The sequence below is a fragment of the Chryseobacterium sp. MIQD13 genome (assembly GCF_050496705.1).
Lineage (GTDB): Bacteria > Bacteroidota > Bacteroidia > Flavobacteriales > Weeksellaceae > Chryseobacterium.
In genome coordinates, this window is sequence record NZ_JBNWAF010000003.1 from 421,835 (window position 1) to 436,808 (window position 14,974).

At 37.2% G+C, this 14,974-nt stretch carries 7 protein-coding genes; 1 reads left to right on the forward strand and 6 read right to left on the reverse strand.

What is annotated here, in order from left to right:
- Positions 1-119: 119 nt before the first annotated feature.
- Positions 120-2,138, reverse strand: a complete 2,019-nt coding sequence (locus ACQWU4_RS14265) for a M43 family zinc metalloprotease (protein WP_429936417.1) — start codon at positions 2,136-2,138, stop codon at positions 120-122.
- Positions 2,139-2,216: 78 nt separating this feature from the next.
- Between ACQWU4_RS14265 and ACQWU4_RS14270 the strand changes: the two genes are divergently transcribed.
- Positions 2,217-2,708, forward strand: coding sequence for a hypothetical protein (locus ACQWU4_RS14270; protein ID WP_429936418.1), 492 nt, complete (start codon positions 2,217-2,219; stop codon positions 2,706-2,708).
- A gap of 46 nt (positions 2,709-2,754) precedes the next feature.
- On the opposite strand, the gene ACQWU4_RS14275 is transcribed toward ACQWU4_RS14270, so the two are convergent.
- The 5 genes from ACQWU4_RS14275 to ACQWU4_RS14295 all read right to left on the reverse strand — a co-directional run bounded on the left by ACQWU4_RS14275 (position 2,755) and on the right by ACQWU4_RS14295 (position 14,303).
- A complete protein-coding gene (locus ACQWU4_RS14275; RefSeq protein ID WP_429936420.1) occupies positions 2,755-3,525 on the reverse strand; it encodes an ABC transporter permease in 771 nt (256 codons plus the stop codon).
- Positions 3,518-4,420: an ABC transporter ATP-binding protein gene (locus ACQWU4_RS14280; RefSeq protein WP_429936421.1), complete on the reverse strand. Its 903-nt coding sequence runs from the start codon at positions 4,418-4,420 to the stop codon at positions 3,518-3,520. Before ACQWU4_RS14280 ends, ACQWU4_RS14275 begins: the two co-directional genes overlap by 8 nt.
- Entirely contained in the window at positions 4,420-5,697 is a 1,278-nt protein-coding gene (locus ACQWU4_RS14285) for an erythromycin esterase family protein (RefSeq protein WP_429936422.1), read from the reverse strand. Before ACQWU4_RS14285 ends, ACQWU4_RS14280 begins: the two co-directional genes overlap by 1 nt.
- 1,529 nt (positions 5,698-7,226) lie before the next feature.
- Positions 7,227-10,961: a DUF6443 domain-containing protein gene (locus ACQWU4_RS14290; RefSeq protein ID WP_429936423.1), complete on the reverse strand. Its 3,735-nt coding sequence runs from the start codon at positions 10,959-10,961 to the stop codon at positions 7,227-7,229.
- 36 nt (positions 10,962-10,997) lie between these two features.
- Positions 10,998-14,303 carry a hypothetical protein gene (locus ACQWU4_RS14295; RefSeq protein ID WP_429936424.1) on the reverse strand — a complete coding sequence of 1,102 codons (3,306 nt, stop codon included), beginning with the start codon at positions 14,301-14,303 and terminating at the stop codon, positions 10,998-11,000.
- Positions 14,304-14,974 lie beyond the last annotated feature (671 nt).

The window sequence follows — 14,974 nt, forward strand, 5'->3', positions numbered from 1 at the left end:
TTATCGATAAGGACGTCCAGATTTTAAAAATTGTATAAAGTTTTAAGATAAATAAAAAATCCTCCGGAATTTTCCGAAGGATTAATTATCAGTGTAAGAAATAAGTTATAAAATTTGATTTACTTTTTTATAAATTTTACACTTTCTGTTTTCTTGTCGTTTTTGAATGTGATGAAATACGTTCCTTTTGTCAATTCAGCTACATGTATTTTCTGATCTTCAATAGAGCCGGATTTTACAATTTGTCCAACAGCGTTGTAGATATCATATTTGGTATTGTCAGCTATATTTGTAACATTTAAGATGTCATTTACAGGATTTGGATAAATACCTGCTGTATTTTTATCTTTTGTTACTTCATTCGTAGCTAATGCTCCCAATACTTTAAATTGTTTTTGTTGGCTGTCTGTAAATTCACTTCCTGCAACTACGATAGCTCCTGCTGAGTTTTTAATTCTATAAAAACCGTCATAATCATAGATACCATCACCATAACTGTCATTGATAGTAAAAGTATAACAGTCATTAAGAGGCAGAACCCAGTTTTGAGTAATAAGAGCAGGGAAATTGGGAACACTGTCAGGATAGCCTCCTCCACTGTATAATATAGTACCTGCACTGTTCTTTAAATCCCATGTTGTTTCTGTTCCAAAATAATCAAGCTGTAGTTCGAATGTAAAGTTTGTACTTGCTACAGGTGCAGTGTTTCCTAAAGCTACGGATGAATAGTTATTGCTTGCTCTTTGATCTGCAGTTCCGTTTACAGAGGTAATCTTAGCTGAAATGCTGCCTGCTCCTGCTCCTGAAGGAATATTGATGATAGCATACTTGTCCTGAGCTAGGTTTCCGCTCCAGTTAGTAGTCTGTTGAGGACCTCCATTTACGGAATAAGTAATAACAGCAGCTGTAAGAGGGCTTGTTCCTCTGTTATATAGGGAGAACTGGGCTGTAATTATTGCAGGAGAATCAGCACATGATGTTTCATTGCAGTTTCTTTCACCTTTTAATTCTGCATCATTTGCAAATAGCGGAATAGCAATGTCAGCTGTGGATGATTTTAGCTCCATTCTTCGCGGTGAATTGTTCATTACTGCTGTAATCCTGTCTTTTTGATTGATGGTAAAAATATTCATACATGCATCATTTGTATAATCCATGTAGTTTTGAACCATTTCATAAACAGAAGGGTTGTCACAGCTGGCTATTGTAGTATTACATGTATAGTTTTCCTCATGGGCAGTAGGGGTATCAGCACAGAAATCATCTCCGCAGGTATCATCTCCCCAAATATGTCTTAAACCCAGGAAATGACCTACTTCATGGGTCATTGTTCTTCCTAAATTATAAGGAGCATTTAATAAAAAAGTTCCGTCATTATAAGTAATGCTTCCAAATGTAGAATAATTGGCAACAACTCCGTCTGTATCTGCATATCCGCCATCAACGTCTAGTCCTGCAAGATTGGAATTGGAAGGGAATTGTGCGTAACCAAGCAGGGTATCATCTGAAAAATTAACACTCCACATATTCATGTATTTTGTAGGATCCCAGATTGTAACAGGTTTTACGTAACTGTCAATAACTGAAGTAGACCAGGAAGGTTGACAAAGGTTTACACGGTCTATTCCGTTCGTTGGGTTTCCTTTAGGGTCTACTTTTGCCAGTGCAAACTGTATCATAGTGTCTGCCCCTACAGGATTGGTATTATATCCCGGAGTACCTGTTATTTTTCTATAGTCATTATTCATCACAGTGATCTGTGACTGTACCTGTGCATCGGTAATATTAGGAGCTGTACCTAAAGGCTGTCCGCTATGGATAACGTGTACTACGACAGGAATTGTAATGATTCCTCCGTTTTGAGATTTGTTGCTCTGTTTATTTGCATTGGCAATTAATGGTCCGATCCAGTTTTCAAATTCCCTTTCAGTCATTCTGTTTGGATCTTTTTTCTGCAGCATGGCTTCATATTCTGAGGAAGCACATCTGATCACTCCGTTTGCTTTTTTTAGCTCATCCAAAGTATAGGTTTTGCCAAAAACAATCTTATCATTAAGATTTTTTCTTTGACCAAAAGCAAAATAGAAAAAAGTTAAAAAAAGTAAAAACGGTAATTTAAAAGTAATTTTCTCTTTCATCTAAATATATTTTAATTAATATTGTAAATATATTTATTTTTACTAATAATTTAAATTAAATTTTCAAAAAAACATAAAATGAATATCAGGCTATTAATTACATTTATTTCCATTGTTTTGTGTAATGTGAACTGTACTTCTCAGCAAAAAGGAAATTCAGGTGAATCTGCATCAAATACTGCCCAGAAAAAATCTAAGATTGAAAAGATCGAGGTAACAGAACAGACGAGAGGAACCAACAGACTCATTACATTTACTCCAGGCTCTAAAACAACATCTTTAAACGGGAATGTATCAGTTTCTGCATTGTCAACTGCAGACTGGGCAGCCATTGTAAAACAGGCTGAAATAATAAATCTTGATCAAATAGCATCATTCAAGTCTTCTTCAGAAGGAAGGTTTTCAGACAGAGCTTTAGCCTCCAGTATTCTGATTACGGCCAATGGTAAGGTATATGAGTCATCAAGTTTTGATGCAGGAAGACCTCCAAAAGAATTAGAAGGATTATATATGGCCCTTTTTAAAGATACAAAAGCCAAACCGGCCCTTCCTAAGAAGAATTTCCGTTAAAAAAAACTCTCCGGAATCTTAAATTCCGGAGAGTATGATAAATATTTTAATTTCCTTTTTTCCTGACAAACAGATAAAAGCTTACTGCTGTAAAAATAAATACAGCAGCTATATTGCAGTAATCAAGTCTTTCAAAGGAAATGTTTTCACCCATAAAGTTTTCATATGACTTAAAACCTCCGGTATAAACTAAAAAATCTGAAAACATTTTGTCCTTTACCATTCCTGAAAACAGAAGCATGAACATACTGAAACCGATAGGATAAATGAAATTTTTGAATACCAGACTCAAAGCCAGCTGTACCATTGCAATAGCAGAAAGAGTGATATAGAATTTTAAGAAAACATAAAATATCACTTCTCTGTAATCATAATTCTGGAAACCTAGGTCGGGAAAAAAAATCCCTAAAACATAACCGCTTCCCAGAAATACAATATATGACAGCAGGATGGATAACAAAACCGTTATCAGGATAAATAATGCTTTGGAAAGAAAAATTTTCGATTTTGAAACGGGAATCGTGAACAGGATCTTATAATTATTATTCTTATATTCCACATCACAGCAGGCATGAACAAAAAGAGAAACCAGAATAGGGTAGAGCAGATAAAAAAACATAAATACATACCTTCCCAGTGTCAGTTTCCACGGATTTCCGTTTCCTTCCGCACTTCCGGAGCTGATAACGTCATAAATGATATAGAATGTAATAGCCAGAACAACAAGAGCGGGAATGAGAAGTATTCCGAAAATTTCTTTGTTTTTGGAAAGTTTATACTGCTCAGAAGAAAAGGCTTTATAGAAAGTATTAGTCATGGCTTTTAGAAATTAAGTTAATAAAGATCTGTTCAAGATTGGCACTTTGAGACTCTATGTCATAGATTTCAATATCATTCTCTATCATCGTTTTCAGGAGCGTATTGAATTCCTTATCATCATTGGTTTTTACTGAAATTTTATTGTTTTCGTTCTGAGAAACAGAAAAAGTTCCCTGTAGGACGGATGCTGCCTTTTCTCCATTGTTTACTTTTAAAATAATGTTCTTTTCAACCTGGCTCAGCAGTTCATTTTTTGTTCCCTGAAAAATCATTTTTCCACCCTCGATAATCCCGATGTGAGTGGCTGTTTTTTCTAGTTCACTCAAGATGTGGCTTGAAAGAAAAATAGTCTTTCCCTGATCATTCAGATTCTGGAAAAGCTTTCTCATTTCAAAAATTCCCTGGGGATCAAGACCGTTTAAAGGTTCATCAAGAATCAGCAGCTTTGGATCATGAAATATGGCCATAGCAATTCCAAGACGCTGTTTCATCCCCATAGACAGGGCGCTGGCTTTTTTCTTTTTCTCCCTGTGCAAATCTACCAGCTCCAGAACTTCATTAATTCTTTTACTGCCTTTATTGTAAATAATATCCAGATATTTTAAATTTTCAAAAACCGTCAGTTTCGTATAAAAACAAGGAGATTCTATAAGATTTCCTGTTGAAGAAAGAATCTCTGTCCTGTTTTGGCTTAAACTTTTATTCTGAATGAAAATTTTATCGCTTGTTTCTTCCAGAAGCCCTAGAAGAAGCTTTATCGTAGTGGATTTTCCTGCTCCGTTTCTTCCCAGATAGCCATAGATGCTGCCTTCAGGGACACTCAGGCTGATATTGTTTAAAATCATTTTAGAGCCTATAGCATAGCTCAGGTCCTGTGTTTTTATGCTTTCCATTATTTTTTGCGTAATGTTAAAGTGGTATTCGTGTCTATATAGAAGATCCCGTCAAAAGAACGGCTCCAGTTTCTTTTCTGATCAATTCCCTGATTGATTGTAGATACAAACTCCTTTCTTAATAATGAGCTTTCGGGAATATTCCTTAAGTTGATAAAGAAATAAGGGGTTTTTGTTTCGTGAAATATATTTTCAATGGCAAATTTTCCGGGTCTGTTAATGAGATTGCCCTTTTCACTCCTTTTAGCGTAAGATGAAAAGTCAAGCATATAAGAAGCTTTGCCATATTTATTCTTGATATAAGTTCCCAATGGAAGATAGTTTTTATCATACCTTTCTGAGAAAGTATGGATATTGGAACACCATACGATGACCTTTTTATCTTTGTACACAGAATCAATCTGATGAATAAGATTTCTGGCCATCAGAGAATCTCTGAACTGCATACTGGGAATTGACCCCGGTTTGTATTTCCAGGACTTCTGAAAATTATTTTTCATATCATGCAGATATTGGGCATACACTATATTTTCAGATGTTTTCTCCAGCTTCAGAACGGTTTGCTCAAGCCTGGTGATCTCTTTGAGAAGTTCATTTTTTTGATTTCCTTTAAGCAGTTTATTTGTATAATATTCAAAGGTTAAATTCTCGAGTTCATTGATGTTTCTGTTAAAAACGGGAAAGCTGTTAATATTGATCTTGTTTTTGTTTAAAAAATCCTTCAGAAGTTTGCCCCGTCTGCCGGAAAGGTTGTCTCCGGTAAACTGAATATCAAAACCTCCGAGCTCAATAGGAGCACCGGAAATTTTAGTCTTCTCATAATATTTAATAAGCGGTTCTGCTTCATTAGTTGCCCACCAGAACCAGAAAAGACCCAGTCCGCCAATGGAATCTGCAGGAACTTTCATGCTGTGATTGTTCATTTCCTCATTCATAATCCAGGTATCATATTGTGCGGCTTCATACAGGACAACATTATAGCCCAGGTTCTCATGAAGATATTTGATCAGTCTGCTTTTGGCCTGAGAAGTGGCCCCGTCATAATGAGTATTTTCTCCCAGCATCAATACCTGATTGTCTTTTAAAACAGAATCCAGTACTTTAAGATCACTGTTATCACGGTATTCCATGGAAATACTCTTAACAGGATGTTTATAATGCGTAACCTCAGAAAGTAATTTCTGTTTTTCCTTTTGAGGAATTTCCTGATAAACCACTTTGTTCAGAACAAAAGCTGCAATAATAGAAATTATGAAAGCATAAATTATTTTCTTCATTAATTGAAATTTACATAGTTGTTGGATAGTATGTTTTTTTCTTGATAGGTGTTATTTTAGTAAGTATTGTTACTCTTTTGTGTGAATTATTTTTATAAATGACGAAAACAATGCCGGTAGTAAGGTTACTGACGGTTTGACATTATGCTTTAGTCAAAATGAAAAAGGATTATTAATTAACAAATAGGGTAGAAGCCAAGACTCATGTTTTATTATTTTTAGTTTTGTTATTGCAATGTAATTCAATAAGGAAAGGCTGTTGATTACAAATTAATAAATGTATACTTTCCCTTAGTAAGCGTAATATATTGTACGCTAATTGGGATAAGAAAGACATAATAAAAAGTAACAGGAAATGCTGATGAAAATAAAGGCAGCCTGCATACATAAAAATGTACCAGACTCTAAAATATTGAAAAGCCTATTTCTGTATATTTTGTGATTTCTGAAAAGGGAATTGGATAAGAGATTGAAGGATTAAAAACAAAAAAGCTCACAATAAAAATTGTGAGCTTTTTGTGACCTCGACAGGACTAAACTTGAACACTTTTATAAAAGACTTGGAAAGAATTTGTCTTTTGATAGCGTGAAAATTATTGCTTGATAAAAATTTTTAGTGCCCTTATTTATATAAAAAGGGCATTTTTGTAACACGTAATTTGCCATATTACAAAAACTCCTTTTTCTTGCCGTATTGCGCCGCAAGAAAAAGGAGCAAAAAGAAAGCCGCTATTTATAATGGATTATTTTTATACTGTCTAATTAATCGTTAGATAAAAGATACACAAAAGAAAAAAGCCATATACAAAACAGAGAATAGTCGGAAACGATAGAAAAAAACTAATATCGAAGAATGGCTGTTTTAATTTTTTATACTTTATATAATTGGACCAGAGGACCCATATTGATAAAACCAATCCTATAATTAATAGCGGCATTATAAAGCAATAGGTCAAATGCCAGTTTAAACGTGACCTTGCAGGAATAATTTCAAAACCGTTAACTAATATATCTTTCAGAATTGCAATTGCAAATGTACAGAACGAAATGATAGCCTTGGTGTTAATACCTGCTCTTTTCACACTTAGTATTTTTTCGTTATTCAATGAATTCCTATATAGTTGTTACCGTCTAATATAACCCTATATTTTTACTACAATCTACAATTCAAGAAGAAATGTATAACTCATAGCTAATTATCTAATAATACTAAAATAAAAGAGTAAAATAGTAATGCTAGTAAAAACACCCAATATAAAACCAATGGAAGAGAAAGAATTACATTTGGATTTTTTAAAACATTTTTGTTGGTTACCCATTTTGACTTTATTATTCGAAGAGAAAGTACCAATCCGATAATTGATAAAGGGAGAATAATTAACCAGCTAATTATTCTATTCGGAGGCCCTAAAGGAGACACTATTTCAAAATGATTGACAATTAGGAACTTAATTAAACAAAGTGTAAAAATCCCAAATGACATAATCGCATTTAATTCTACTTTTTCTTTTATCATAAGAATATATTTTCTACTTCATTTTCCACGTAATACCCTTATAAATGCCTCCCTTTTTCACGGCTCTCTGATCTGCATCAGTATCAGGACCTTCAAATGAAACGAGGCTATTGATATGTGCACCTGTTCTTGCTTCTTGGTTTGTAGTGCCAATTAATCCAAAGGCCAGACCGGTAGCGAAATTCCCGGCGTCGTAAACATTATAGAGAATATCATCTTGTTGAAACTTGATAAAGGCTCCTGTACCGTCAGGTGGAAAAACTCCTGCTCCTTGATTTGCATTGCCATTCGTATTTGAAATTTCAGCCATATCATCTGCAAAATCAAAATCTCCACTACCAAGTTTATAATAATACGCTGCCGCCATAAGAGCTCCCGGAAATCCAGCATTTTGAAGAAATGCCATTTTTACTAAAGTCTCACTAATCTTTTTTTCATTCAGCAGATTTGCCAATGATTCATCAGAAAAAGAGGTATATAACCTTGTCTTATCTTCGCCAGACCAATCTGCTGTATATCTAAAACTCTCTTCTCCAATTATTACTTCTAGCTGCTTCTGGTCAAATTCTTGATCATTAAACTTTAATTCTTGACCTTTTTCATTTACAACTTTATGTGGTCCTTCTGCTTTCTCAACTGCTGTTATATATCCTTGAGCATTTACACGAATAATATCATTAGGATTCATCCCATCCGGGTCTATAAATTTAATCGGGTTATCAAATGCATAATTATAAACGCTATGCCTGCGCATTTTTTCGCTTAAAGGATCAACTACATGCCATCTTCCTATCTGGTTATCATACATTCTTGCACCATAATCCAGCCAGTCTAAACCAAGTTCGGCTTGCTCTTCCTTGCCGTTGTATTTGTATTTATTTTGCAAAGAAGCGATTGGGTTCATACTGGATATTCCTTTCTGTACTAATCCAAATGGATAATAACTGGATTCTTCTAACAGCTTATTTGATAAAGAAGCATCATCAGTAATTAACGCCCTTACATTCCCTAAATGGTCTGTTAGGTAATAATCTGTTATCCAACCAGAGTTATTGCTATTCGGCCTCATCCGTCCATCACCAGAACCAACAAAAGAAAGAACTTCGCCATTGCTGCCTTCCAGCACCATATCGCCCACATAATTGGTTATTTTCTGGCTGGCCCCTTCGATAACTTTTTTACTTAGCTTACTGCCATTGGCATCATAAATATACTCAATTGTTCCCTTACCTGTAACAGTTATTGTTTGTGGCAGGTTTAAGTGATTGTACGTAATGGAGCTGATGCCTTTGTTTTTGTCCAATATAAGGTTGCCATTTACATCATAATCATAATCATCATCTCCATTAGTACCATTGGTAAAATCGCCCAGGTTATTTACCGTGGTTACTCCATCGGTAACCTTTGCCAATTTGTTAGAACCCTCACTGTTTTTATAATTATAATTGAGGTCATCTATTTTAATGGAGTTATTATTAACTGCAACGAACCCATACTGCACCATTTTCTTAATATTACCATTAAAGTCATAGGCTGTTGCGGGGTTAGTGCCATCGCCCATTTGCATATCATATTTTACACTTCCGGTAACACCTGTTGTTCCTGCTGTATAACTGCTGCCATTAAATTGTGTAAAATCAGCTTTCATAATACGGTTGGCCGCATCATAGCTGTAATTATACCTGCGGATAGGTGCGCCATTGTTTTGTCCTCTCCAGGTCATACCTGTAATATTGCCATCATACATTGCCTGCACATAACTGTTAAGATTGGTATTGGTATAGCTGCCTGCTGTATAATTGCTATTGCTGGTTTTATCATAAGCCAGGTCAAAACCAAAATAATTGGCACTAGCAGCTACGCCGCTTTTTACATAATCCCGGTTCATGCCTAGCAACCAGCCACGTATATTGTAATCATTGTTCTGGGTTTCCAGCGCCACATTGCTTGCATTTACACCCAGTCTTTTTATTTTTAACTGTCCCAATTCATCATAATAATTTTGCGCTGTTATTTTCTCCGGGCTAAATGCACCACTATTAACAGTACTGTTATTCACCTTACTGGTTGTTTTGGTTAGCCTGCCTAAAGCATCATAAGTATTGTAGGTAACCAGTGCATTACTCATAGCCGTACCGGTTGGTTTACTGGTCTTAACAATCATCGCCAATGGCTGCCCAGCCCAGCCATATTGAGTGATTGTAACATTGGTACCTCCAGTGTGGTTGATAGTTTTTACCTGTATAATTCTTGCTTTGGCGTCATAAATGTTTACGGTGTACAGAAAAGTGTTGGCTGAACCAAGAACCTTTGTACGACTGCCCGTCACTAATCCCTTTGTCCTGCTATCTTTTGTATTGATTTGAGGATAAGGGTAAGCAGTATTCGACGGGGTAAGTAAATTGCCTGCATCAAGGCTGTTATCATAATCTGCAAAATTTGAAGGGATGTCCGTCGAATAGGCAGGATTGGCTACCCAATCATAATTATCATAAAAAGTGGTTGTCAGCTCTTCCGCTCCGCTAAGGTTATCTGTATAATTGATACTGCTGGCTGCCTGTGTTCTGTGCGTGACGAATGATGTCGCGCTGAACCATTTTCCCGTAGCAATAGCCCTGTTTAAAGTATCGTACCTGGTATACAGCCACTGGCTGTTGGTGCGCATATTGGCATCCTGTGCCATCACCACACGGTCCCGGGCATCATATACCATATACACTTCGCCTGCCCCCGGTACTTTCTTTATAATCATGCGTTGTTGCTCGTCATACTCATACCTGAAACACTGCTCCGCAATTATAGTGGCTGTCAACTGCCAACTGTTTACTGTCAACTGCCTTACCCCCTCCGGTTGAATGACCGCTCTCACATTGCCAAAATGATCGTAGATATAGTAAGTGCATATCCAGCCGCTATGGCCCTTGCCGGTACCATCATCAGTATTGGCAATAAGCTGTACTTTTTTTAACACAGTACGCTCCTGTTTGTCCTTAAATTCTACCACCTGCTTACCATGCTCATTTACCGTAACGGTTTTCTGTAAGCTACCTGCGGCATACATACTGCTACTGCTATAGCTGGTCCAGTCGCCGGTAGTTGCAGCATAAGAAACCGTCCATATCCTTACACTGTCAGCAGCTGTATTAATCCAGTATTTTGTCTTAATGCTGCGACGATTAGCTTCCAACGCCTGGGATGCACTGCCCGCCCAGCTTTTACCGGGAGCAAAACTTTCCATTACCCTGTTTAAGGGAGAGGCTTCAAATACAGTCTGTCCGTAAAAATTACTTTCCTGCTGGGCCGCATACTTAGTGCTCATAAAACTTTGCTGCTGCACATAGGGGTCTGTTTTAAACAGGCCATTATTGGTAGTGGCAGCAAAGGGTAAAAACTTATATTGTTCGCGGCCATATTCATCATACAAAAAAGGTGTTACTAAATCTTTAGCACTAGTAGTATCAGCAGGATTATTGGGATCGGTTGTTACCAGCGAGCCTTTTTTAATCACCGTTTGTAATGGGCGGCCCAGGCCGTCAAAATATTGGGTGCTTACCTGCGCTGTATGCAGCCCGGTATTAATGTTCAGGTTATCACCGTTGGTAACCGGCGCTTTGGCATCATAAGTGCGGATATAATTAACAGGTGTGCCCGCAGCATAGGGAGCCGGTAATGTTGGCTGTGCCATTAAGGTGCCGGTGGCAAACACTACTATTGAAAGCAGTAATGTCTTTATATATTGATATTTCATGAGTTTAAAATTTTGGAGTTTGTTTTATAGGTAGGGTTAATTGCATTCGGTTTGCTGACCGGCATAATTGTAACAAATCTTTTTAACCACATTGCCTTGCTCGTCTTTTATAAACCTTAACCGGTTAAAGCTGTCATATTCATAATAGCTTATTCTTCCTGCAGGATCGGTTACGCTGGTAATACCCACAAGCGGCTTATAGGTATAGGTGATTATAAGTGCTCCCTTTGTCCTGCTGTCGGTTCGCAGCTTGCCCAGTTCGGTGCGCATCTGTGCCTCAGTGGAAGAAGGGTTATTCAGTAATAGGGTATCCACAATTGATACAAGAGTGGCATAGTTAACCCCTGTAATAGTGGCAATAGCATATTGCTTATTGTAGCCCCACAGGTAAGAGGATGTAACATCATCGCTGGACCTGCTTTCCAACAGGTTATTATATTCATCATACTTGGTAAACAGCTCTTTTTCTTTATACCTGCTGTCTTTAACAAACAGGCCGGATTGAACAGAAGCATAGGTAAACGAGCTTTCCAATACCGGTTTTTCTATATTGAGCCTGTACATTTTAGCATATAAGCCCGAAGCATTAAAAGTGTATAGCTCTCCACCCGTTACATACTTAACACCGTTAATGTCTTCGACTGTAACTTTTTCAACAGGTATTAATTTATTTTTATCAATCACTGTTTTCAGCCCTGCAGTAATATCATCATTCGCTGTACCGATTGGACCAAAATCAAAAGAGTATTTTGTTTTTTCCCTGATAGTATCATTAGTTGCATTCAGACTAGCCGCATCTGTCTGTTCAACATGCCTCGCCGATGTGTTTTTGAAAACCGAGCTTTGGGTAAAACTCCCGCTACCGGAATAATAAGTGCTGGTAGTAGCCGAAGGATAATACTTTTCGGTTTGAAAGTTTATTACAATCGGCGAATAGGTGCTGGAAGTACCAGTAAGCGGATTTAATGCCGATGCAGGTATATCGCATTGATAGAAAAAGTCAACCTTTAAACCCTGTGTAAGGGAATCATAAGGATAAGTATAGGTAAATGCCTGGTTGTTCTGTTGCACAAGATCGTAAGCTGCGCCATTTTTCCTGAACATTTTTGTTTCAAGAGGTTTGCCTGAACGCCATGTGGCAACAAATGGCGGCAGATAAGGAGCGCCAACCTGTTGCTGCAGGTTCTCCGCAGTTGAAAATTTATACGCTGTTTTGCCGGATACACCATTTTCATCATCATATTCTGTTACATAAACATATTCCAGAGGATCTCCGGAAAATGGCAACAGGCTTTCATCATAAAGAAAACTATAGATGCCGCAGTTGCCGCATCCAAAACCTCCACCCTCATAAGTAGTCCCTTTTTCCTGTTTACTCAAATAATAAGGCTGGTTGGCAAAGACCAGTTCGGACAGTTTATCATTATATTCAAATTTTTTTGTTCCTACCTTTTGTCCATTTAAGTAATTATTAATGCGGCTGATCCTTCCTCCTCCTACTGTATAGGGAATATCTGTAACTTCAACAGTTGTTATTTTTGAAATAACCATCGAGGCATAGCCATTTGTGGCAAATTCATCCTCACCTCGTTTTAATGCATAGTAATAAGTACCGGCAGGCAGGGTCATGTCACCCTCTCTTGTCTCCACTCCATAGGCCACAACAGGTGTTATACTATATAAAAGATTATTGCCGGGATTAGTATTAGATAATACCGCATAAGATTCAACCAGGTTCTGAGGATCATACGCCCTTTCTGCTTTTATATGTAATTGGGTGCTGGCAGTGAGCGTAAAGCTTCCATACTCTTCAGCATTATTATTTGTATTAACATCCAATATTGTCGTTTGCACCTGGGATGTTGTAGGCGGAATAAGCAGGAATGGGTTACTGGTAACGCTGGCATCGCTGCTGCTGAACTTAAACTGGTTGGCTTCATAAATAAATTCGGTAACGCCTCCAGTCGGGTAGGTTATCTTCTCCAGCATACCCAATTTCGATTTTTCAAAATTACTCGTCCTGTTTGTAAGGAATGATTCATTACTGGATGACCAATGGTCAATCATCTGGGAATAATTATTAGCTTGTGGAATGGAGGTTACCCCACCATTGCCATTATAATATCCCCAATGGTCTTTTGCTGTTGTAAAGTAATTGGGAAAGCTACCTTCCACCTGGTAATATGTAAATCGCCATGTATTCGCATTGGAGACTGCATTGTCATTGCCTTTTATAGTAATACTGTCTAATTTTAACCTGCCATAGGTGTTTAGAAAATAACTTTGATTTAATGTTACTTCTGATACGGGCACATTATTTTTTGTAAGAATGATTTTGCTTAAATACGGAACATTGATTGCCGTATTGATGTTTTTTAAATCACTCCTGCCTACAGCACTATGAACAAATTGCATTTTCACATCATCGCTGGTGATAGCTTTCAGCAGCAGCATCTGGTGGTCATAATAAGTAGTGTTGGCCGTAAGAAAATCAAGACTGGGACAGGCACTATTGGGTTTTGGAAATGCGTTAACAGATATTTTCTTGCTTGTTCTTGAATATGGCATGCTGTAAGTGTCATAATCAAAGTTTATAATACGGTTATCAGCAGTGGTAATCTGCGTAATATAAGCCGTTGCATAGCCTTCAAACTCCGATATCGGGTTTGAATTTTCCTCACCTGAAATCGCCTTGTTGTACTCTCTTGTAATAAACAGGTACCGGTTGCCGCTTTCATCGGTTATTTCGTAAGACACATCATCATACCTGGCTATCTTTAAATCATTTTTAGGGAAGGTAACAACACTCTGGTTTTTGTTCAGGTAGAACGACCCGGTTCTGCCCAGAAAATTATAACTGTACATATCGTACTCGCCATCCCGCTGCCCATTCATTAATTGCTCAAAATATACCGCCTTGCGCAATGGGCTCATTTCATTGTTGAAGTATTTTGTAAGTGAATCTGCTGATACACTGCTAAAAATACCTGTTGGTGAAAAATCACGGAGCCCACGCTGGTTGTAATTAATAACGCCCGGCACTGTTAAATCCCAGCCGAGACCTACCCAGGAAGGGATTTCATCGACCTTTAACCCATTATTATGATATGTAAGGCTGACAGGCAGCTCAAAAGAGCCCACTTTAAATGTCAGCAATGGAACTTCAAGGTTAATTCTTCCATTGCTTAGGGTCGTTGGAATTTCTCCATACTTGCCCAGGCTTGCCGCATTAGGAGAATGGGGTGTTACCTGTGGTAAAGCATGTTTTGGCTGAGCGTAAAAATGCGAAGAGAAGCAGAACAATGTCAATAACAACATTGGTGTGTACAGTAGTTTTTTCATATACAGGGTTTTAGTATTTTTTATTTGTTTTTCTGGGGTATAATTATATAAGGATGCAAAAATTATTGAATTACACATGAGTTCAAAAAATATTCGACCGGGAAAATCCCCGGTAGGAGAACGGGTATTTTCCCGTTGCCGGTTTAAGATCATTTGCTCTGGCCGCGTTTCTACTGCATTACCGATGATAGCCGTGGCTATGCTGTGTGCTCTATATTTTGTTTCACGTTTCATATTTTTTAGTGCTTAAATGTGATTTATACAAACATACAGTCGCGCACAAAGGCCCCCTATCCACTTTAGGTAGGTTTATGTATATTTAAGTAAAACAATGTAGAAACAGGTAGAAAAATGTCGATTTCCAGGCCCGGCTTTATGTATGATTATTAATTTGAGAGTCTTTTGAATCGGTTATGATTTTTTTCTTTCTTAAACATATTTTTCAATGCTAAAAACCTTGTCTGGTTCCTCACATATTTATGTTTCAAAAATATCCGGGTTTCTTACCAAATTAAGCATTTTGGCTTCCATTGGCAGCCTTTGGCGTTATTTGTCTCACAAATTATCAAATCTGTATTACGAAAATTAGAAATATTGTTCCGGCAATTAATACATTACTTTACTAGAAGGCTTATTTCCCTACAGTATTAAAATGAAATAATAAATCTATT